The sequence below is a fragment of the Nocardia carnea genome, assembly GCF_029868855.1.
Lineage (GTDB): Bacteria > Actinomycetota > Actinomycetes > Mycobacteriales > Mycobacteriaceae > Nocardia > Nocardia carnea_A.
This window is the reverse complement of sequence record NZ_JARWOV010000082.1, coordinates 21,615-41,711: the sequence shown is the minus strand read 5'-3', so window position 1 is coordinate 41,711 and position 20,097 is coordinate 21,615. Positions and strand designations below refer to the sequence as shown.

Here is a 20,097-nt window from a genome sequence, read left to right as displayed (position 1 = left end):
AACTCGGCGTGCGCGACGAATTCGAGGCGCTGAAACAGCGTATTCAGTAATTTTGGAGGCGCTCCGCGCCTCGAGGGTGGGGGGCCAGATAAACCCCGAGGTGTAAAACACCCCACCCCACCCCCCCCCCCCCCCCGGCGCCCCCCCCCCCCCCCGCCCCGGGCCGCCCCCCCCCACCCCTATATCGGGCCGACAGCGTCCCGGTGCCCGCACAGCGGAGCCGGAGCGCCTCCGAACTTACAGCTGCACCTCCGCGGACGCTCCACTCCCGAGACCGGATCGATCAGCCTCCGCCCCGCTGCGCCGAAAACACGGTTGGTAAGTTCGGCCGGTGTCGGATGCCGAGATGATGGCGCGTGGTGAGGCTGCCCTGCTGGGCCCCGCGCAGGTGCGGGAGCTGGCCGAGCGGCTCGGTGTCCGCCCGACCAAACAGCTCGGGCAGAACTTCGTGCACGACGGCAATACGGTCCGGCGGATCGTGACCGCGGCCGGTGTCGGGCGCGCGGATACGGTGCTCGAGGTGGGGCCGGGTCTGGGTTCGCTGACCCTGGCCCTGTTGGATGTGGTGGATTCGGTGCTCGCCGTCGAAATCGACCCGGTGCTGGCGGCGCAGTTGCCCGATACGGTGCGGGAACGGGCCGGTGTACTGGCCGACCGGTTGACCGTGGTACCCGGTGACGCACTGCGGGTCCGTTCGGATATGTTGCCGGGCGTGCCGACCGCTCTGGTGGCGAATCTTCCTTACAACGTGGCGGTTCCGGTGCTGCTGCACCTGCTGGCCGAATTCCCGAGTATTACTACGGCATTGGTGATGGTGCAGGCCGAGGTCGCGGATCGGCTGGCCGCGCGGCCGGGCGGCCGGGTGTACGGCGTGCCCAGTGTGAAGGCCGGTTTCTACGGCACCGTGTCGAAGGCGGGTGCGGTAGGCCGGCAGGTGTTCTGGCCGGTGCCGCAGGTGGAATCGGGACTGGTTCGGGTGGACCGGTTCGCCGAACCGCCCTGGCCGATGGACGAATCGCATCGCCTGCGGGTGTTCGAGGTGATCGATCTCGCGTTCGCGCAGCGCCGGAAGACTTTGCGGGCTGCGCTGGCGGGCTGGGCGGGGAGCCCGGCGGAAGCGGAACGGAGGCTGCTCGCCGCGGGAATCGCGCCGACTGCGCGCGGGGAAACCCTCGACACCGCGGCCTTCGTCCGCCTCGCCGCGCAGGCCGGCGATCAGCTCGCCAGTTCGTAACCCGCTTCGTCCACCGCGGCCGCGATATCGGAATCGGCGATCTCCGCGGCGGCGTCGACGACGACCCGCCCCGAGGCGAGGTCGACGTCCACGCTGGTGACGCCGTCGATTTTGCCGATTTCCGTTTTCACCGCCTGGACGCAGTGGCCGCAGGTCATACCGCTGACGGTGTAAGTGCTGGTGGTGGACATGGTGTCTCCTTCGTGCTCGGTCCTCTGCCGGGACACCCCGAATATACCCCCCGGGGGTAATTTACTGCAAGGCTGGTGCCGACTCGGGCCCTGCGTGGTCTTCGGATGGTCGCTGCCCGACAGCACCTATTAGGCTTGGGCACCGTGCTGTCCGTTGTGCCCAGTCCCGTCACCGTGCGGGCACCCTCGAAGGTCAACCTCCATCTGGGAGTAGGTGACCTGCGCGCCGACGGCTACCACGAGCTCACCACCGTTTTCCAAGCCCTTTCGCTGGCCGACGATCTCGAGATCGCACCCGCCAACTCGCTCACGCTGCGGGTCACCGGAGAAGGCGCCGCGGAAGTACCCACCGACCGGACCAACCTCGTCTGGAAGGCGGCGGTCCGGCTCGCCCAGCTGGCCGGCCGCGCGCCGCTGGTGGAGATCACCATCGACAAAGGTATTCCGGTAGCCGGGGGAATGGCCGGCGGCAGCGCCGACGCCGCCGCCGCGCTGGTAGGCCTGAACGAGCTGTGGGAACTGGGGCTGCATCGGGACGAACTCGCCGCGGTGGCCGCCGAACTGGGCAGCGATGTGCCCTTCGCCCTGCACGGGGGGACGGCGCTGGGCACCGGTCGCGGGGAACGGCTGCTTCCGGTGCTGTCGCGCAATTCATTCCACTGGGTGCTGGCCTTGGCGAAAGGTGGACTGTCCACACCGGAGGTATTCACCGAACTCGACCGGCTCCGCGTCCAGGGCGACCCCCCGCGACTCGGCGAACCACAGGCCCTCATGCAGGCCCTGGCCTCCGGCGACGCCCGCCAGCTCGCCCCGCTGCTCGGCAACGACCTCCAGGCCGCGGCCGTTTCGCTGCGCCCCGACCTGCGCCGGACCCTCCGCGCGGGAGTGGAGGCCGGGGCGCTGGCCGGTCTCGTCTCCGGTTCCGGCCCGACGTGCGCTTTCCTCTGCGAAACCACCGAAGCCGCGGTCGCCGTTGCAGCCGAACTCTCCGGCGCGGGGGTTGCCCGCAGTGTCCGGACGGCGACGGGTCCCGTGCCGGGGGCGCGGATAACGAGCCAGGATGAACCGCACCACCCGTCCCCGGAACCGCCGCCCCCCGGCCCGCGCCGGGCGTGATTCGTTCGGCCGGTTCTGTATCGAGTCGAGACTTTTGCGGCCTGTCCACCGGTCGCGGCCCCCGGCCGGTCGGTACGGCGCAGTCCGTTCGAGTGATCCCGGTAGTGAACCGGCCCGACGTCCGCGGCGTGCTCGCTGTGCGCCGGGATGTCCACAGTCCCGGCGGCCGGTTTCCGGGCCGGACGTAGCCGGTCGACCGGTGATCACCGGTCCGCACGGAGAACTGTTCGTCCGGCAGGCCGTTCGGGCTGAGCCGGCGTCGTACAGGAAGCACTACGTACTGCGACCCAGCGGTTGGTCCGCGACCGGATCAACCGGTTCCCGGTTACAGGCCGGGCTGCACCCCGGCGGCGGTCGGCCGGTACGCGGGGCTCGATAGGCTGGGCGGGGTCGCGTATCGGCGTGGCCGGCAGCGGAGGCGGAAGGATTCATGGCCAACCTGATCAATCTCGAACAGGTCAGCAAGAGTTTCGGGATCAAACCACTGCTCGACGGGGTCTCGCTGGGGGTGCATGCGGGCGAACGGATCGGGGTGGTCGGTCTCAACGGCGGCGGTAAGACCACGCTGCTCGAAGTACTGACCGGGATCGAGGAGCCCGACGGCGGCCGGGTCAGCCGCCTGGGTGGATTGCGGATGGCCGTGGTCACCCAGCGTGGGGTGCTGCCCGAGGGCGCGACCGTCGGCGAGGTGGTGCTCGCGGGGCTGGCCGACGATGCGCCGACCGGGGATATCGCCGAACACGAATGGGCCGCCGACCCCCGGATCCGTTCGATACTCGACGGGATCGGGATCGCCGGGCTGGGGCTGGACACCGCCGTCACCAATCTCTCCGGTGGGGAACGCCGCCGGGTCGCGCTGGCCGCGGCGCTGGTGCGCGAGCTCGACCTGCTGGTACTCGACGAACCCACCAACCATCTCGATGTCGAGGGCGTGCAGTGGCTGGCCGAACATCTGCTGGCCCGGCGCAGTGCGCTGGTCGTGGTCACCCACGATCGCTGGTTTCTCGACACCGTCGCGACCCGCACCTGGGAAGTGGTGGGCGGCCGGGTGGAAACCTACGAGGGCGGATACGGCGACTGGATTTTCGCGCGCGCCGAACGCGCCCGGCAGGCCGATGCCACCGAGGCCAGGCGGCGGAACCTGGCGCGTAAGGAACTGGCCTGGTTGCGGCGTGGTCCGCAGGCCCGCACCTCGAAGCCGCGCTACCGAGTGGAAGCCGCGGAGGCACTGATCGCCGATGTCCCGCCGCCGCGGGACAGTGTGTCGCTGGCATCGTTCGCCAAGAAGCGGCTGGGCCGGGTAGTGGTGGAACTCGAGGATGCGACCCTCACCACGCCGGACGGCCGCGAACTGGTCCAGGATCTGACCTGGCGGCTGGCGCCCGGGGAACGGGTCGGCCTGGTGGGCGTGAACGGGTCGGGTAAGACCACCCTGCTGCGGGCACTGGCCGGTGACGTCGAACCGGTCGCGGGGAAACGTGTGCAAGGGCAGACGGTGCGGATCGGCTGGCTGCGGCAGGAGCTCGACGACCTCCCCACCGAGATGCGGGTGCTCGAGGCGGTCCAGGAGATCGCCATGCGGATCACTCTGGGCGAAGGCAGCAAGGCGCTGGAACTGTCCGCCGGTCAGCTGGCGGAGCGACTCGGGTTCACCCCGGCCCGCCAGCGCACCCCGGTCCGGGATCTCTCGGGTGGCGAACGCCGCCGGTTGCAGCTCACCCGCATCCTCATGTCCGAGCCGAATGTGCTGCTGCTCGACGAACCCACCAACGACCTCGATATCGACACCCTGCAACAGCTCGAGGATCTACTCGACAACTGGGCCGGGACGCTGGTTGTGATCAGCCACGACCGCTACCTGATCGAGCGGATCTGCGACAGCACCTGGGCGCTGTTCGGCGACGGCAAACTCACCAACCTGCCCGGCGGTATCACCCAATACCTGGCTCGGCGGGCCGAGCTCGCGGCCGGCGACACCGCCCGGCAGGCGGCGTCCGCGTCCGCGAACCGGGCCGAGGCGTCGCAAACCGATTCGGCGGCCTACCGGGCGGCCCGCAAGGAACTCACCCGCCTGGAACGCGCCATCGACAAACTCGGCGAACGCGAGGCGAAATTGCACACCGCGCTCGCCGCCGCCGCGACCGAGCCCGAGAAACTGGTCACCCTCGGCGCCGAACTGAAAGAGGTGCAGGCGGAGAAGGAAACCGCCGAGGAACGCTGGATGGAACTCGCCGACCAGGTCTGAGCGGTCGCGCCCACGGGCCGCTCGTGCGGGGAGCACCGCGCCGCCACTGATCGGCTACGACCCCGCGGCCCGGCAGGGACCGGCTCCGGATCGCTGTCCGAGCTGCGACGGGTCCCCGCGAACAAGCAGCAAGTGGTGCGCTCAGCACAGCTCGCGCGGTACCTGATCGCCGCCGGGGCGGGCCGAGGATCGCGATGGCGATTGCGCTGTACCGGTCGGCGGCTGCCTGCGGGCCGGGTATCGGGAACCGGCCGGCGAAGGATGTTCCGGTGCCGCCGCCCGCCACGGTGGGCGAGCCCGGAAACCACGTCGAAACCGACGAGTCGCACATCCCGGGTGGTGCCGTATCAGGGGGTGCCGGTGGCGGGGTCTTCTTCACCGGCGATGGGCAGGCTGGTCTGCACGAATTCTTCGCCGAAGGTGGTGAGCGCGATCCCCCGGTGCTGGAGTTTGCCGCGACCACCTGCGTGTTTCAGTAGGTCCGCCACCGCCGCCTGGGCTTCCAGGAGCTGGTAGCGCTCCGGGGTGCCGACCGGTTCGGGTAGTGCCTCGATCAGGCCCACCCGCCGCAGGTTGTTCAGATAGCGCTGGATCCGTTCCGGATGCCGGAGTCCCGCGTGTTCACCGATCATGCTCACCCCGAGATCGTCCGCCCCGGATCGTGCTTCTCCGGCTCGGCGGGCGCGCCGTGACGAACGGCCGCCGCGTACGGTCACGGTCGGCTGCGGCCCGTCGAGGCGGAGCAGCCGCAGGATGCGGGCTTCGTCGGAGGTGAGTTCGGCCAGAATCCGGGCGAAGGCCGGGTGCCCCTCGTCGGGTGCCCGCGTGCTGGCGGCCAGGCGCAGCAGTGCCGCCCCCTGTGCCCGCAGCGACCGTTCGGTCGGCGATGCGGTGGCGGCCGGTTCCGTGGCGGTGACCCCGAGCGCCAGGCGCAGCGCCTCCCGGATCTGCCGGGTCGCATCGGTGCGGATCTCGGTGGGCGGCTGCCCGGCCATACTGCCGCGTACCACCGTCTCGGTGACATCCAGTGCGGTGTGCACACCCCACCGTGCGGTACCGGACACCACCGACGCCGCGACCCGCGCGACCCCGCTCACGGCGCGTACCGCCGCGACGGGGCCGATAGGTCCCACCGGTTCGCGATATTCGCCGGGGCTCGGTTCGCCCGGATCTGCGGGTTCTCGTGGTTTCTCGTTCACAGCCATGTGGTCGCCACCCCCGTTCCGAACACCAGGATATGCGCGTATCCCGCGAACAGCCCGAGGACGCCGCCGTGCACGAACAGCAGCCATTCGTCCTGTTTGATGGCCGAGCGCAACATATCGACGAAATCGTTCGGTGAGAGCTCCGACATCTGTTTGGCGATATAGGCGCCGATCTGTTTGCCCTGGCGTTCGTTGAAGTCGGCGTCGGCGAACGCCAGCGGCGCGATGGCCATCGCCTCGGAGGTCAGGGTCTGGGTCAGAGTCTCGTAGTCGCGACTGCCGAGCACCAGTTTCACCGCGCCGCGCGCCGGGCCCAGGGCGCGGTCGGCGGCCGGGCGCAGGGTGTCCTCCAGCATCTGCAGGGTCCGATCCGATTTGGGCCCGTTGAGCAGTTCGTCACCGATATTGGCGACCGTCATCACCTGGGTGGAAACGAGTTCGGCGTAACCGTCGGTGATTTCGTTCTGCCGTTTGATCAGCAGACCCTGCCGCCACGGGCACCACCATTTCGGTTCGGCGGGGGCGAAGATCATGTTCAGGCCCACCCAGTTGACCACCCAGCCGATGATCACCCCGCCGATCGGCAGGACCGCCAATGTCGGCCACCCGGTCGTATGCAGGATCGCCACCAGCACCACGCCCATGGGGGCGCCGAAATAGAGACCGAAATTCTGCATGAACCGCAATTCCTTGGCGCCCAGCACCTGAAACAACTGGTTGAGCAGCTGCGGCCGCGCCTGGAAATACCGGATCACCATTTGTTTGACGTCGAGCAGCTGGTCGATGTTGGCGCCCAGTTCATCGGTGAGTTCGCGCAGGATATCCGGTAGTTGCTGCCGGACGCGCTCGTGCACCATCTCCCGGAGCTGGGACGGCAGGTTGTACCAGAGCTGCGGATGGTCGCGGCGCAGGATGTTCTCGACGATATCGCGGATCTGGGTTTCGGCGGTGAGCGCGAGATGTTCGGCGAGCGCGTCCGGTTCCAGTTCGCGATAGAAATCGGTGACACTACCGAGTTTCGAAAGTCCTTTGTCCACCGCGATACTGGCCATTTTGTCGGCTCGTGACGGCACGATGCCCTGCCAGCCGAAACGGCCGTCGTGGCTGAGCAGCGGCAGAATCTGGATCCGCTTGGGCAGATACGGGTACAGATAGCGCAGGCCGGGGATCCGGATACCGTGAAAAGCGATCGGCCGGAACAGCATCAGCACGCCGGTCCAGTTGGTGACGTAGCCGATGACGCCGGTGAACAGCGGAATGGTCAGTAATTCCAGGAGGATCGTCGGGTGCACCCCGAACACACTCTCCAACACGACACACCCTCCTGCTCCCGGTGATCGCCGCCTCACCGGGACCTCAAATTAGCACCACAGCCCAACCGTCACCGCGCTGCGGCGGCCATCCCGCCGGCAGCGCGACCGGCCGCGACACATTAGTGTCTCAGACGTGAGCCGGATCCATGGTCCGGCGCGGGGCTATCACCGTCGATGGGCAATAATCGGTGAGCGGGATTCGTTCATCTGGCGATATCGGAGTAGACGTGGCAGACGACAGGACCGGACAGGAGTTCACCCGGACCGGTTCCCGGCCCGTGCAATGGCGCCCGCCGGCCGGTACCGGCCCGAATCCGGCGCCGAAGACGAGCCCCGACCCGGCGGATGTCGTCCGCCGGCCGCCGTCGAGTGTCGAGCGCAGCGCCGATGTCGAACAGCGGCAGATCAGTAACGAGGCCCGGCTCATCCGCGGGGTTTTCCGCGCGGCCGGGGTCGCGGCCGGCAGTGTGGTGCGCGGTGGGCAGTGGGCGGCGAACACGTCATTCGAGGTCACCCGTGAGATCACCCAGGCGGCCCTGGACGGGGAGTCCTCGGCCGAGATCGCCGAACGCACCGGTAACGCGCTGCGGTCCATCGCGCGCAGTGCGCTCGGGGTCACCGAGGGCTCGGTGCGGGAAATCGTGAGCTATGTACCGACCGGGCAGACCTCCGGTCAGCAGACGGTGGCGGTGGGCTCCTATATGCGTTCGGCCACCGTCGCCGAACTCCGTAAACGTGGTGACGCGCTGCTGGCCCGATCGGCCGATGTCTACTTCACCGAAGAGGTACATCCCGCCTACGACCGGATCCTCGACGAACTCGCCCCCGACGAGGCCCGCATTCTGCGCTATATGGCGCTCAACGGCCCGCAGCCGACCGTCGACGTACGGACCAACCGCCCGCTGGGTATCGGATCCGAGCTGATTGCCGGTGGGCTCACCTCGGTGCCGGAGCAGGCCGGTGTGCGCTACATCGACCGGGCACGGTCGTATCTGATCAACCTCAGCCGGTTGGGCCTGACCCATAATTCCGACGATCCGGTGGTCCTGAGCCGGTATATGGTGCTCGAGGTCCAGCCGATCGTGGAGGACGCTTTGAAAAAGGCGGGCCGGGCCCCGAAAATCGTGCGCAAAAGTCTGCGCTTGACGGAGTTCGGCGAGGATTTCTGCCGTACCTGTTTCACCATCGGCAACGGTCAGCGGCTCTGATCCGCCGCCCGGCCCCGGTTACGGACCACCGCGCCGACCCGGCCCGATTCGCCGGTTGACCGGCCTGGACCCGGCCCCCGTAATACCTCCGACGCTGTATAGCAATCCGATACAGATCTGAATAACCTCCCAATTTGTCCATTTCAGGTGGGATGGTGGAGTTATGGACCAGGGCGAGGAGCGCAACGATCCGGGGCCGCACCCGGGTGGTTTTCCGCGGCGGCCGGGCCAGAGCAGTGAAACCATGGCCTTCTCCGGTGCCGCGCTCGCGGCGGCGCTGGGCGCCGGACTGGATGTCTCGCTCCCGCCGCGGCTCGAACCCGAAACGGATGTGCCGCTGACCATGGGACCCGTACGACCGAACACCTCACGCCAGACGACACCGGTGACGTCGGAGGACGTCCTGGAGATCCATCGCCTCAAGTTCCGCTATATCCGGGCGCTGGACAGCAAACTCTGGGAAGACTTCGCCGAGACGATGATCCCGGAGGCCACGGCCACCTACAGCGAATACCTGCAGTTCGAGTCCCGGGAAGCATTCCTGACTTTCCTGCGCAACACGCTGGGGCCGCATGTGATCACCGAGCACCGCTGCGATCACCCGGAGATCGATGTGGACGGTGATCAGGCCTCCGGTATCTGGTACCTCTCCGATACGGTGCTGATCCCCGAGAACAATATGCTGCTGCGTGGCGCCGCCTTCTACACCGACGAATACGTGCGCTGCGACGACGGCCGCTGGCGGATCGCGCACACCGGCTACGAACGCACCTACGAGGTGGTGCTCTCGCTCAGCGATCTGCCGAGTCTGCGGCTGACCGCCAATCGGTGGGGGCTGATCCAGCAGTCCGACGGGGTCGAAGCCGTCGAACGCGACCCGCGGGAGACCGCGACGCGCGACGAGACCCCGGAGGAGCCGATCGGCAGCAGCGACGACCAGGAGTATCCGGGCCCGGAACACAGGGCTGCGGGCTGAGCGGTTGCGGCGCTCGCTGACGCCGGTTATCCGGGGCTGTGCCGGCTGCTCCGGCGGTCTCCGCCGACACAGGGCCGGGAATCACGGGTACGGGTCCGACTCCGCCCGCCGGTCGCGTCACAGAGTCGGTGCCGCCTGACTGCCCGTGCGGCGATTCCCTCGGCTGAGCGGGTTTTGCCGGGGCCGAGGGGTATCGCTGGAGGCTCGAGAGTTCCTGCGCCGGGGTCGAGGGGTTGTATCGCGAGCTAGTGGTTGCGCCGCCGGGGACTGGGCGGTTGTAGCGCGAGCCGGCAGCGCAGCGTGGGACCATCGATCACGTCTGAGGCCGGGCGCGTCCGTCGTGGACCCCGCAAGTTTCAGTCGGCGGCGGCGACCAGCGGTTCCAGGGTGAGTTTCGGCATTTCCTTCTGGATGTACTGCAACCGCCATTTATCGCTGAACACCGCGAGGATCGCGCCGTCGGTGCGCGTGAACACCTCCACCCCGCGCTGGCGGTCCAATTCGGGTGCCGAGGCGGCATCGGTACGGCGGGCGATGGTGTAGGCGAGATGGTCGAGTTGGGTCTCCACCCCGAATTCGCCCTGCATCCGGGCGGTCACCACCTCGAACTGCATCGGACCCACCGCGGCGAGCACCGGGGAGGCGTCACCGCGGGAATCGTTGCGCAGCACCTGAACCACGCCCTCGGAATCGAGCTGATCGATCGCCTTGCGGAACTGCTTGTACTTACCGGCGCTCTGCGCCCGCAGTGCGGCGAAATGTTCCGGGGCGAACGACGGGATCGGCGGGAACTCGACCTTCTTGTCGACGAACAGGGTGTGCCCGGGGGCGAGCGCGGTCGCGTTGACCAGGCCCACCACATCACCCGGGTAGGCGGTATCGACGGTGGCGCGTTCCCGGCCGAAGACGGTCAACGCGTATTTGGTCGCGAACGGCCGGCCGGTCTGCGCGTGGGTGACCACCATGCCGCGTTCGAACTCACCCGAGACGATGCGCATGAACGCGAGCCGGTCGCGGTGGGCGGTGTCCATACCGGCCTGCACCTTGAACACCACCGCACTGAACGGGTCCTGCGGATTGCGCGGGGTGCCGCCGATATCGGCGCGCGAACCGGGTGCGGGCGCCAGCGCGACCAGCGTTTCCAGCAGCTGCCGGACACCGAAGTTCAGCATGGCCGAGGCGTAGATCACCGGTGAGGTCTGCCCGGCCAGGAACATTTCTTGATCGTGGTCCTGGCCGGTGGCCGAGAGCAGTTCGCTCTCCTCCGCCGCGGTGGTCCAGGCCGCGCCCTCCCGGGCCTCGGCGGATTCGGGGCGCAGCGATTCCTCGGGCGCGATGGTGGCGCCGCCCGCGGTCCGGGTGAAATGGATGTATTCGGCGGCCGCGCCCTCGGGACCGCGGCGCAGCAGACCGCGGAAATCACCCGCGATACCGACCGGCAGGAACAGCGGGGTCGGGGTGAGGCCGATCCGCTCCTCGATCTCGTCGAGCAGTTCCAGCGGGGCACGTCCGGGCCGGTCCCATTTGTTGATGACGGTGATCACCGGAATACCCCGGTGACGGCAGACCTGGAACAGTTTCAAGGTCTGTGGTTCGAGACCCTTCGCGGCGTCGATCAGCATCACCGCGGCATCCACCGCGGTGAGCACCCGGTAGGTGTCCTCGGAGAAATCGGAGTGGCCGGGGGTATCGACCAGGTTGATCACATGGTCGATATCGGAGCCCGCGGCCCGGTAGTTGAACTGCAGCGCGGTGGAACTCACCGAGATCCCGCGCGCCTTCTCCATCTCCATCCAGTCCGAGACGGTGGATTTGCGGCCCGCCTTGCCATGGATGGCACCGGCCTCGGAAATCTTGCGGGCATGCAGCGCGAGCGCTTCGGTGAGTGTCGATTTACCTGCGTCGGGATGCGAGATCACGGCGAAGGTGCGGCGCCGCGACACCTCGCCGGCCAATCCGCGCGCGACGGGCGCGGCGGAGCCCTCGGTGGAGGCGGTCAACGGATGAAACCTTTCGGCGGTGAGATCGGGAACAACCGTCCAGGCTACGTGACCGCCGTACCGGGACCGACGCCCGGCCGCACTCCGGTGCCACTCGCTCGCTGCTCCGGAACCGCGAGGGTTCGACCACGCCGAGGAGAGCCAAAACCCGCGCCGCCGCAGGCGGCGCAAAGAAACACAGCCCGATTCCGGACTTTCAGGGCCGCTGGGTTACAGTATTCGGGTTGTCTCGGCGAGGGTTCGCAACTTTGCGGCACCGTGATCGACGCGGCGCGGCTTCCGGCCGCTGGCGTTCGGTCTTCGCCTGACGAGCAGACCACCTGACCAGGGGCGCGATTTCCCTGGCAACCGCCCATAAGCCCGGTAGAGCCGTAGGAGTTATCCAGTCATGTCCGACGTCAACCTTCTCGAAGCGAAGATCCGCACCGAGTTCGGCAAGGGTGCCGCGCGCCGCACCCGCCGCGCGGGCAACGTTCCGGCGGTCCTGTACGGGCATCAGTCCGATCCGCAGCATCTGTCGCTGGATGCGCTGTCGTTCGCCGCCATCCTGCGCCAGCACGGCACCAATGCGGTGCTGAACCTGAACATCGAGGGTAAGAAGCAGCTGGCGCTGACCAAATCGGTCGTGGTGCACCCCATCCACCGCTACATCGAGCATGCCGATCTGCTGATCGTGCAGCGCGGTGAAGAGGTCAACGCCGATGTGCCGATCACCCTGGTCGGCGAGGCGGGCCCCGGCACCCTGGTCACCCAGGAAGCCACCACCGTCTCCGTTTCGGCCGATGCGCTGAACATCCCCGAATCCCTCGAGGTCTCCATCGCGGGTGCCGAGGCGGGCACCCAGATCACCGCGGGTTCGGTCGCGCTGCCCAAGGGCGTGAACCTGGCCGGCGATCCCGAGCTGCTGCTGGTCAACATTGTCGAGGCCCGCGCCACCGCCGAGCCCGAGGCCGAGGCCGCGGCCGCCGAGGGCGAAGCCGCCGAATAGGACGGGTCACCTTCCGCGATGGCCGATTCTGTACCGGCGCTCGTCGTCGGTCTGGGCAATCCGGGTCCCGAGTACGAACGCACCCGGCACAACGTGGGTTTTCTGGTCGCCGATTCGCTCGCGGAGCGGGTCGGCGGCCGTTTCACGGCCCACAAGAAGTCGGGTACCGATCTTTTGCAGGCCCGGCTGGACGGCCGGCAGGTACTGATCGCGAAACCGCGGTCGTATATGAACCTGTCCGGGCGGCCGGTATCGGCGCTGGCCCGTTTCTTCTCCGTTCCGCCCACCGAGGTGATCGTCGTCCACGACGAACTGGATCTACCGTTCGGTGCGGTCCGGTTGAAACGTGGCGGTGGTGAGGGCGGCCACAACGGGCTGCGCTCGGTTTCCGCGGCCCTGACCACCAAGGACTATCTGCGTACCCGGATCGGCATCGGCCGTCCGCCCGGCCGGCAGGATCCGGCCGATTTCGTCCTCAAACCGTTCGCGGCGGCCGAGCGTAAAGAGCTCCCGGTAGTGGTGGAGCAGGCGGCCGACGCGGTGGAACTGCTGCTACGAGTGGGTTTGGAAGCGGCGCAGAACCAGCTGCACTGAGGCAGCCCGCGCCCGGCGCACCGGAGCGGCCGGGCGACTTCGAGGGCATGGTCAGACGCGGGCGGCGAGGACGAGGGCGAAACGATCTTCCGGGTCGGTCCAGGTGTGTTCCGATACGAAGCCCGCGGCGCGGAGTTCGGCGTCCAGACCGGTAGGGCGGAATTTCGCGGAGATCTCGGTGCGGAGCTGTTCACCTCGGGCGAAGTGCAGCGTGAGACCCAGGTCGGCGACGGTGACATCCATATCCGTGGTGGCGGCCAGCCGCATTTCGATCCATTCGTTGTCCGCGTCCCAGTGCGCGATATGGTCGAACTTCTCGGGGGCGAAATCGGCGCCCAGCCGGTTGTTCAGGACGCGCAATACATTCCGGTTGAATTCCGCGGTGATACCGGCGGCGTCGTCGTAGGCGGGGATCACGATCGATGGGTCCACCACCAAACCCGCACCGAGCAGCAGTTGTTCGCCGGGTTCGAGCACATCGTGGATGCCGCCGAGGAATTCGGCGCGTTCCGCGGGCACCATATTGCCGAGTGTGCCGCCGAGGAAAGCGATCATCCGCCGACCGCCGCGCGGCAGGGTCGCCAGGGTGTCGGTGAAATCGCTGACCACCCCGTGCACGGCCAGACCGGGGAACTCCGCCGCGACCTCGGCCGCGGAAGCACGCAGCGCGGACGCCGAAACATCCTGGGGAACATAGGTTTTCAAAGGCCCATCGGCGGTGAGTGCGGTGAGCAACAGTCGGGTCTTACTGGCCGATCCCGACCCGAGTTCGACCAGCACCTCCGCCTGGGCCGTCCGCGCGATGGCGCTCGCGACCTTCTCCAGCAGGGCCCTTTCGGTGCGAGTGGGGTAGTACTCGGGCAGGGCGGTGATCTGCTCGAACAGTTCACTGCCGCGGGCATCGTAGAACCATTTGGGCGGCAGCCATTTCGGGCTGTCGGTGAGGCCGCGGCGGGCGTCGGCGCGTAGGGCCGCGGTGAGATCGGCGTCGGTGAGGTGGACTTCCACGGTGGGTTCGGTCACGATTGCAGGCTTTCGGTCGCGGTGGATCCGGCGGGTTCCAGTGGTTCGACACTCAGCCGGCCGGGTTCGGCATGGACGACCACCCGATCGGGCAGCGACTGCCACCTCGGATCGTCGTCGTACGGTTCGGAGGAAAGGATCGCGAAATCGTCGGTGACCAGCGCGGACAGTGAGTGGTAGCAGGTACTCGCCCACAGGCCGCGACCGTCGCCGATCAGCAGGTTCAGCCGGGCGTCGGGCGCGTGGTGCAGCACCGTCGTCACCAGCAGGCGCAGTGCGGTGGCCGGGTCTTCGGCGAGACCCGCCGGGGTATCGGGGTCGAGCAGGCGGCGCAGCAGCACCCACAGCGCGGCGGAATCGGTGAGTGCTTCCGCTTCGAGTAGATGACTGGTTTCGTAGCGGCGGGTCATCCCCGCGCGGGTGGCCGCCACATCGAGATCGGACAGGACGGCGGTGAGTGCCGGCCGCCAGTGCGGAATCACCCCGTTGTGGCTGAACGCCCAGCGATCCCACAGGAACGGCGCGCACGCTGAACGTTGCACCGGCATCCCGATGGTGGCCGAACGGACACTGCCGAGGACCGCGTGCGAAATGAGCTGCGGCAGTACTTCTTCCACCGCGGGGTCGGTCCAGATCGGGTCGGGATTGCGGTAGCGGGTCACCGTCGCCGGGTCCGGACCCCACCAGGCGACGCCGAACCCGTCGGCGTTGATGGTGCCACCGCCGCGCATATCCCGCGGTGCCCACGACTGGGTGCGCAGCGAATGCGGCCCGCGCAGCAGGAGTTCGCCTACCGACGCCGGTGGGCCCACATAACCCAGGTGACGGCACATCATGCCTCCCGCGGGTCGAGGGTGCGGGCCAGCCGGAATCCGGAGAAGATCTGCCGCCGGATCGGATGATCCCAGTTGCGGAATGTGCCACGGCAGGCGACGGGGTCGGTGCCGAACGAACCACCGCGCAGTACTCGGTAGTCGCCGCCGAAGAAGACCTCCGAGTATTCGCGGTAGGGGAAGGCGCGGAACCCTGGATACGGGTGGAAGCCCGAGGATGTCCACTCCCAGACATCGCCGATGAGTTGGTGCACGCCCGCCGGTGACGCACCCGCCGGGTAGGCGCCGATATCGGCCGGTTCCAGATGGCGCTGGCCCAGGTTGGCGGTGGCCGGGCCGGGCTCGGTCTCGCCCCAGGGGTAGGCGCGGGTGCGGCCGGTGGCCGGGTCGTAACGGGCGGCCTTCTCCCATTCGGCCTCGGTAGGCAGGCGTTTACCCGCCCAGGTGGCGTAGGCCTGCGCTTCGAACCAGCACACGTGCACCACCGGCTGTTGCGGCCGGAGCGGCCGGCGCACCCCGAACACGCGCCGCCACCACTGCCCGGCGGAATCCCGCTCCCAGAATTGGGGTGCGGTGAGCCCGGCCTGCTGCCGATGCTCCCAGCCGCGTTCGGACCACAGTTCGCGCCGGTCGTACCCACCGTCGGCGACGAATTCCAGGTACTGCCCGTTGCTGATCGGAGCGGCATCGATCGCGAAGGCCGGTACGTGCACGGGGTGGGCCGGGCGTTCGTTGTCCAGGGCCCACGGGTCGGTGGAGGTGCCCATCACGAACTCGCCCGCCGGAATCACGACCTCCCCGCGTACCGCGCTGTCGGCGGCCGGGGGCGCGGGTGCGGACAGTACCGGGGCCCCGGCGCGCAGCTGATGGGTGGCCAGCATGGTTTCGTCGTGCTGCTGTTCGTGCTGGGCGATCATGCCGAACGCGAAACCGCCGTCGACCAGCTCGCCCCCGCGCAGGGGACTGCGTTCGAGCACATCCCACACCTTCTCTCGCACGGTGCCGACATACCCGCGAGCCTCGACGGCATTCAGCAGCGGTAGTTGCGGACGGTCCGGCCGGGCATGTTTGAACGCGTCGTAGAGCTCGTCGATATCGGCGCGCACCGGGTCGCGGCCGCCGACATCACGAACCAGCCACAGCTCCTCCTGATTGCCGATATGGGCCAGATCCCACACCAGCGGGCTCATCAACCGGGAATGCTGGGCGACGAGGTCGGCCTCGTCCACGCAATCGGTGAGCGCGGCTGTCCGGTCCCGGGCCCGCTGCAGCGTCGACGCGATACGTTCGCGCAGCCGCTCGGTACCGGATCGGTCGGGGTAGTGCTGGATGGTCACGTAATCACTCCGCTCGACGGAAGGGTTCGGTTTGTGTTCGGGTGCGCACCGGGGCACCGGCACGGACTGCGACAGTTGGCGGAACCGCATCGAACTTCCGCGGTGGGGTCAGGGGAATCGAACCCCTGAACCCACCCTGCCGGTGTACGGAGCCGCTGTACGGATTCGACGGACCCCTGCAAACCGGCTCACTGCGGGTCATGGGATTCCCGCCGGCTGTGCGCCGGCCGAGCAACGGTGCAACGCCTCGTGCAGCTCCGGCGCGGGTGCCCGGCTGTGCGCCAGCGCTGCTTCCATGACGGCGATCGCGGCCGCCCGTAGTTGCGGATCGGCGAGACCGTGGCGGGCGGCGTCGAGCCAGCGGTCCGCGGTGCCCGCCACGGCGGCGATGGCGTCGGCGACGGCGGCCGGGGTGGACAGCAGGGCGTGCAGCACCGTGATCGGCACCTTCCAGCCCTCTCCGGGCTGGGCGTCGAGGTAACGGACCTCGAAGTACCCGGCCGGGCGGACCGGCGGGAACAGGGTGGTGAGGTGGTAGTGGAGATCGTCGATATCGGGTCGGCGGCCGATCTCGGTGTCCAGCGCGCCCGCGAGCCAATCGTCGAACGTGGCGCCCTCGGGTGCCCGCCAGGCGACACCGGGCCGGGCCGGACCTACTTCGTCGCGGCGTACACACAGCAGCGGCGCGTCCAGCGCCCAGCGGGCGTAACCGGCGACCGGATCGGTCCAGTCGGCGACCGGGGGACAGGCACGGGCGGGGTCCAGATGCAGCCAGGTGCGCATGCGCTGCGAGGCCCATTCACCGGACGGGGCACCGCGCAGCACAGGCGAGCACGCGAACGCGGCCACCAGCGCCGGCCCCAGGGCATGCAGCGCTGTCCAGCGGGCGGTGAGTTCGGCCCGGTCGGCACCGATATCCACGCTGACCTGTGCGGCCGCGGTATTGCTCATCATCAGCCGGCCGAACGGGCCGATCCGGCCGAAATAGTCCTCCATGGCCTGATAGCGCGGTAAGCGTAATTGGCAGCGTGGTGCGCGGGCCGGGTCTGCGGCGGCGGAGATCATCCCGATCGACCGGGAGTCGAGAAGTTCGTGCAGGCGCCGATGGTCGGCGCTCAGGCGGTCGCACAGGTCGGCGGGGTCGGTGACAGCGATGCTGGAGAGTTCGATCTGCCCGCCGGGTTCGACGGTGACGCGGCTGCCGCCGGACAGCGGCTCGGCGGGGGACTCCGGGGCAATGGAGCGGGGGGCGTGCGGGCCGAGGGCCTGCGCGAGGAGGGCGGCGGTGGGGCGGCGGCCGGTGAACGAGCCGGGTGCGGAGCCGCCCGTCGCGGCACCGGGGCGGTGAACGGTGAACCATTCGAGTTCGGCGCCGATGAGCTTCGGCGGGCCGAGTTTGAAACAGACGCCGCCGAGATACGCTTCGGCCGCCGCGCGGCTGCTGAGGGCCGGGTGTGGGGGTGAGTCGCTGGTCGATTCCGGATGTTCGAGGGTGACCGCCATACCAACCTCCATGCGGCTTCTCGGTGATTCGTCTGTCGTGCGTTCGGGCGCGGGTACTGGTCCGTGCCCATGTTCAGTTCTCGATGCCGGTCCGGGTGTTACAGCGGCCACCGGTGCGGTGAGCGCGTGGAATCCAGGGTAGCGACGGGCACGGACACGTTTTCGGCGCGAAGCCGTCACGGAATCGGCACTAAGGTCGGAGATATGGTGGATGAGCAGCGCGTACGCGCCGATACGCCCGGGATCGGGACCGGAGCGGTTTTCCTGGACAGCGCGGGGTCCTCGCTCCCGCCGCGGGTGGTCACCGACACCGTGATCGGGCATCTGCGCCGGGAGGCCGAGATCGGCGGCTACCGGGCCGCGAACGAACGGCTCGACGATTTGGCCGGGGTCAAAACCGCGATCGCGGAATTGATCAACTCGACCCCCGAAACCATCGCCCTCAGCGACAGCGCCACCCGTTCGTGGAGCGATTTCTTCTACGCCGTCCCGCTGCGACCCGGCGACCGGATCCTCATCTCGGGTGCCGATTACGCCAGCAACGCGATCGCGGCACTGCAGCGCGCCCGCACCACCGGTGCTCTGGTGGAACAGATCCCGAACGATTCGCTGGGCCGGATCGATATCGAGGCTCTCGACGCGATGATGGACGAGCGGGTGCGGCTGGTTTCGCTACTGCATGTGCCCACCAACGGTGGCCTGGTCAACCCGGTGGCCGCCGCGGCCCGGATCGCGCGGGCCGGCGGTGCGCTGGTGGTGCTGGACGCCTGCCAGTCCGCCGGGCAACTCCCGCTCGATGTCGCCGAACTGGGCGTGGATGCGCTGTCGGCCACCGGCCGGAAATGGTTGCGCGGCCCACGCGGCACCGGATTCCTCTATCTGCGGCCGGAATTGGCTGCCTCGCTGGAACCCGGCCGGCTCGACCTGCACAGCGCCACGTGGACCGGCCCCGACGAATACCGGATGGCGCCGGATGCCTCCCGTTTCGAATTCTGGGAACACGATGTAGCGGCCCGTCTCGGTCTCGGAGCGGCCGTGCGCTATCTTCTCGATCTCGGACCCGACCAGGTCTATGCCGCGATCGCCGAGCGCGCCGACTATCTGCGGGGCGCGCTCGGCGAGTTGCCGGAGGTGACGGTGCGGGACCTGGGCGTCGACCACAGCGGCATCGTGTCGTTCACCGTCGCGGGGGTGGAGCCGGTGAAGGTCCGGGACCGGCTGCTGGACTCCGACATCACGGTCACGGTCAGCCATGCGAGCTCGACGCTGCTCGATATGTCGGCCCGCGGTCTCGATTCGGTGGTCCGGGCCTCACCGCACTGCTTCGTCAGCCGCGAGGAACTGGACCGGTTCATCGCGGCCGTCGCGGCGTTGTAACTCGCTTTCCGCCATCGGCGCCCACACCCGGCAATCTGGTCCACGGTATGGCGCTGGCCACCCGGAATGTCGCCGACTTCGAGGAAACCGGAGTCCGCATCGTCGATCCCTGGGATCCATCCACCTGTTGATTCGGCCCATCGAATCCCGTGGTGGGCAACGGGCCCGTAGAGATATTGCCGAGGAGACGCCGGCCTGCCATCCGGCACCCGTGCTGTGTCAGCTCCACCGCAGTCCTCGGCTCAGGAAAGAGCGCAGTCGTGCGAGGTGGCCCGGGGTTGCAGGGAACGTGATGTCGTCCACGATCACCGATGTCACTTTGCGTAGGGCAGGCAGCTGTGTGCCGGGTAGGTGCGCCGGCGTCGCGATGATCACTGCGTCGGCTCCGGTCCGGGCCAGCGTGGCGCGCAGCGTTGCGAGATGGTCCGGGCTGGGGTCGGCCGGGAGTTCGACCAGCCGGCACAGTCGGTAGCCGTGGGCGACGGCGGCCAACCGCAGACGCGCGGTGACGAATCCGCGGTACTGACAGAGATCGGTGCGCAAGTAGCCGATAGCTGCCGGTTGCGTGCCGAGTACGTAAGTGTGTGCCTCCCCGTGGGTTTCGTGATCGATCACCGGTAGACCTCGGGTGTCGCCGGTATCCACTGATCCACATCGCCGTGGCGATACCACCCGTACGGGTGGACGATCATCAGCCCGCACCGCTCGAGTACCACCGGGGCGCGGAAACCGATATGTTCCACGGTCGGTGTCACAATCGCGTCGCCACCGAGTAATTCCGACTTCTGCAATGTCCACGGCAGTACATCCACACCGGACTCCACCACCGCTCGGGCGATGGCGAATCCGTGGGCGCGGGCGAAATCGCGGCATTCTGTTTCGAGATGCTGTTGCTTTGCGCCACAGAGACTTTTGTTCAGGTATACGATCGCAACGGGCATGGCTCCGCCTTTC

General features: G+C 68.3%; 18 protein-coding genes. 8 read left to right on the top strand and 10 right to left on the bottom strand.

Going from position 1 to position 20,097, the window contains the following annotated elements; genetic code table 11:
• Positions 1-346: 346 nt before the first annotated feature.
• Positions 347-1,234 carry a 16S rRNA (adenine(1518)-N(6)/adenine(1519)-N(6))-dimethyltransferase RsmA gene (gene rsmA / locus QH195_RS07530; RefSeq protein WP_432278301.1) on the top strand — a complete coding sequence of 296 codons (888 nt, stop codon included), beginning with the start codon at positions 347-349 and terminating at the stop codon, positions 1,232-1,234.
• Here rsmA and QH195_RS07525 read toward each other — a convergent pair.
• Entirely contained in the window at positions 1,216-1,425 is a 210-nt protein-coding gene (locus QH195_RS07525) for a heavy-metal-associated domain-containing protein (protein WP_280419775.1), read from the bottom strand. The genes rsmA and QH195_RS07525 overlap by 19 nt on opposite strands.
• Before the next feature lie 144 nt (positions 1,426-1,569).
• On the opposite strand from QH195_RS07525, the gene QH195_RS07520 reads away from it, so the two are divergent.
• Both QH195_RS07520 and QH195_RS07515 read left to right on the top strand, forming a co-directional pair.
• Positions 1,570-2,541, top strand: coding sequence for a 4-(cytidine 5'-diphospho)-2-C-methyl-D-erythritol kinase (locus QH195_RS07520; protein WP_280419774.1), 972 nt, complete (start codon positions 1,570-1,572; stop codon positions 2,539-2,541).
• A 430-nt stretch (positions 2,542-2,971) separates the two neighbouring features.
• Positions 2,972-4,786 carry an ABC-F family ATP-binding cassette domain-containing protein gene (locus QH195_RS07515; protein ID WP_280434838.1) on the top strand — a complete coding sequence of 605 codons (1,815 nt, stop codon included), beginning with the start codon at positions 2,972-2,974 and terminating at the stop codon, positions 4,784-4,786.
• A 347-nt stretch (positions 4,787-5,133) separates the two neighbouring features.
• Here the strand turns inward: QH195_RS07515 and QH195_RS07510 are convergent, their stop codons facing one another.
• Both QH195_RS07510 and QH195_RS07505 read right to left on the bottom strand, forming a co-directional pair.
• Positions 5,134-5,991, bottom strand: a complete 858-nt coding sequence (locus tag QH195_RS07510) for an Abi-alpha family protein (protein ID WP_280434837.1) — start codon at positions 5,989-5,991, stop codon at positions 5,134-5,136.
• Positions 5,982-7,304 (bottom strand): hypothetical protein, encoded by a 1,323-nt coding sequence (locus QH195_RS07505; RefSeq protein ID WP_280420582.1) that lies wholly within the window; start codon positions 7,302-7,304, stop codon positions 5,982-5,984. The genes QH195_RS07510 and QH195_RS07505 overlap by 10 nt, the downstream gene beginning before the upstream one ends.
• Before the next feature lie 227 nt (positions 7,305-7,531).
• Between QH195_RS07505 and QH195_RS07500 the strand changes: the two genes are divergently transcribed.
• Entirely contained in the window at positions 7,532-8,512 is a 981-nt protein-coding gene (locus tag QH195_RS07500) for an Abi-alpha family protein (RefSeq protein ID WP_280434836.1), read from the top strand.
• 343 nt (positions 8,513-8,855) lie between these two features.
• A complete protein-coding gene (locus tag QH195_RS07495; RefSeq protein ID WP_432278479.1) occupies positions 8,856-9,488 on the top strand; it encodes a nuclear transport factor 2 family protein in 633 nt (210 codons plus the stop codon).
• Between the two features lie 356 nt (positions 9,489-9,844).
• On the opposite strand, the gene QH195_RS07490 is transcribed toward QH195_RS07495, so the two are convergent.
• The gene (locus QH195_RS07490; RefSeq protein ID WP_280421551.1) at positions 9,845-11,488 is read right to left on the bottom strand and encodes a peptide chain release factor 3; all 1,644 of its coding nucleotides are present in this window, start codon (positions 11,486-11,488) and stop codon (positions 9,845-9,847) included.
• Positions 11,489-11,876: 388 nt separating this feature from the next.
• Between QH195_RS07490 and QH195_RS07485 the strand changes: the two genes are divergently transcribed.
• Positions 11,877-12,476, top strand: coding sequence for a 50S ribosomal protein L25/general stress protein Ctc (locus QH195_RS07485; protein ID WP_280434835.1), 600 nt, complete (start codon positions 11,877-11,879; stop codon positions 12,474-12,476).
• 18 nt (positions 12,477-12,494) lie between these two features.
• The gene (pth, locus tag QH195_RS07480) at positions 12,495-13,070 is read left to right on the top strand and encodes an aminoacyl-tRNA hydrolase (RefSeq protein ID WP_280434834.1); all 576 of its coding nucleotides are present in this window, start codon (positions 12,495-12,497) and stop codon (positions 13,068-13,070) included.
• A gap of 51 nt (positions 13,071-13,121) precedes the next feature.
• Here the strand turns inward: pth and egtD are convergent, their stop codons facing one another.
• The 4 genes from egtD to egtA form a co-directional block, all read right to left on the bottom strand.
• Entirely contained in the window at positions 13,122-14,096 is a 975-nt protein-coding gene (gene egtD / locus QH195_RS07475) for an L-histidine N(alpha)-methyltransferase (protein WP_280434841.1), read from the bottom strand.
• Positions 14,090-14,926, bottom strand: a complete 837-nt coding sequence (gene egtC / locus QH195_RS07470; protein WP_280434833.1) for an ergothioneine biosynthesis protein EgtC — start codon at positions 14,924-14,926, stop codon at positions 14,090-14,092. Before egtC ends, egtD begins: the two co-directional genes overlap by 7 nt.
• Positions 14,926-16,257, bottom strand: a complete 1,332-nt coding sequence (egtB, locus tag QH195_RS07465) for an ergothioneine biosynthesis protein EgtB (protein WP_432278480.1) — start codon at positions 16,255-16,257, stop codon at positions 14,926-14,928. The genes egtC and egtB overlap by 1 nt, the downstream gene beginning before the upstream one ends.
• Positions 16,258-16,461: 204 nt before the next feature.
• A complete protein-coding gene (gene egtA, locus QH195_RS07460; protein ID WP_280434831.1) occupies positions 16,462-17,766 on the bottom strand; it encodes an ergothioneine biosynthesis glutamate--cysteine ligase EgtA in 1,305 nt (434 codons plus the stop codon).
• Positions 17,767-17,970: 204 nt separating this feature from the next.
• Between egtA and QH195_RS07455 the strand changes: the two genes are divergently transcribed.
• Complete coding sequence (locus tag QH195_RS07455; protein ID WP_280434830.1) at positions 17,971-19,143, top strand: aminotransferase class V-fold PLP-dependent enzyme; 1,173 nt, start codon at positions 17,971-17,973, stop codon at positions 19,141-19,143.
• A 219-nt stretch (positions 19,144-19,362) separates the two neighbouring features.
• Here the strand turns inward: QH195_RS07455 and QH195_RS07450 are convergent, their stop codons facing one another.
• On the bottom strand, positions 19,363-19,758 hold the full coding sequence (locus QH195_RS07450) for a hypothetical protein (RefSeq protein ID WP_280434829.1): 396 nt from the start codon (positions 19,756-19,758) through the stop codon (positions 19,363-19,365).
• Positions 19,755-20,084: a hypothetical protein gene (locus tag QH195_RS07445; protein WP_280434828.1), complete on the bottom strand. Its 330-nt coding sequence runs from the start codon at positions 20,082-20,084 to the stop codon at positions 19,755-19,757. Before QH195_RS07445 ends, QH195_RS07450 begins: the two co-directional genes overlap by 4 nt.
• Positions 20,085-20,097 lie beyond the last annotated feature (13 nt).

Coding starts and splice junctions, on each gene's coding strand:
- QH195_RS07485 (WP_280434835.1), top strand. CDS start 11,877: ATGTCCGACGTCAACCTTCTCGAAGCGAAGATCCGCACCGAGTTCGGC.
- egtC (WP_280434833.1), bottom strand. CDS start 14,926: ATGTGCCGTCACCTGGGTTATGTGGGCCCACCGGCGTCGGTAGGCGAA.
- egtA (WP_280434831.1), bottom strand. CDS start 17,766: ATGGCGGTCACCCTCGAACATCCGGAATCGACCAGCGACTCACCCCCA.
- QH195_RS07445 (WP_280434828.1), bottom strand. CDS start 20,084: ATGCCCGTTGCGATCGTATACCTGAACAAAAGTCTCTGTGGCGCAAAG.
- QH195_RS07455 (WP_280434830.1), top strand. CDS start 17,971: ATGGTGGATGAGCAGCGCGTACGCGCCGATACGCCCGGGATCGGGACC.
- QH195_RS07515 (WP_280434838.1), top strand. CDS start 2,972: ATGGCCAACCTGATCAATCTCGAACAGGTCAGCAAGAGTTTCGGGATC.
- QH195_RS07510 (WP_280434837.1), bottom strand. CDS start 5,991: ATGGCTGTGAACGAGAAACCACGAGAACCCGCAGATCCGGGCGAACCG.
- rsmA (WP_432278301.1), top strand. CDS start 347: ATGATGGCGCGTGGTGAGGCTGCCCTGCTGGGCCCCGCGCAGGTGCGG.
- QH195_RS07525 (WP_280419775.1), bottom strand. CDS start 1,425: ATGTCCACCACCAGCACTTACACCGTCAGCGGTATGACCTGCGGCCAC.
- pth (WP_280434834.1), top strand. CDS start 12,495: ATGGCCGATTCTGTACCGGCGCTCGTCGTCGGTCTGGGCAATCCGGGT.
- QH195_RS07495 (WP_432278479.1), top strand. CDS start 8,856: ATGGGACCCGTACGACCGAACACCTCACGCCAGACGACACCGGTGACG.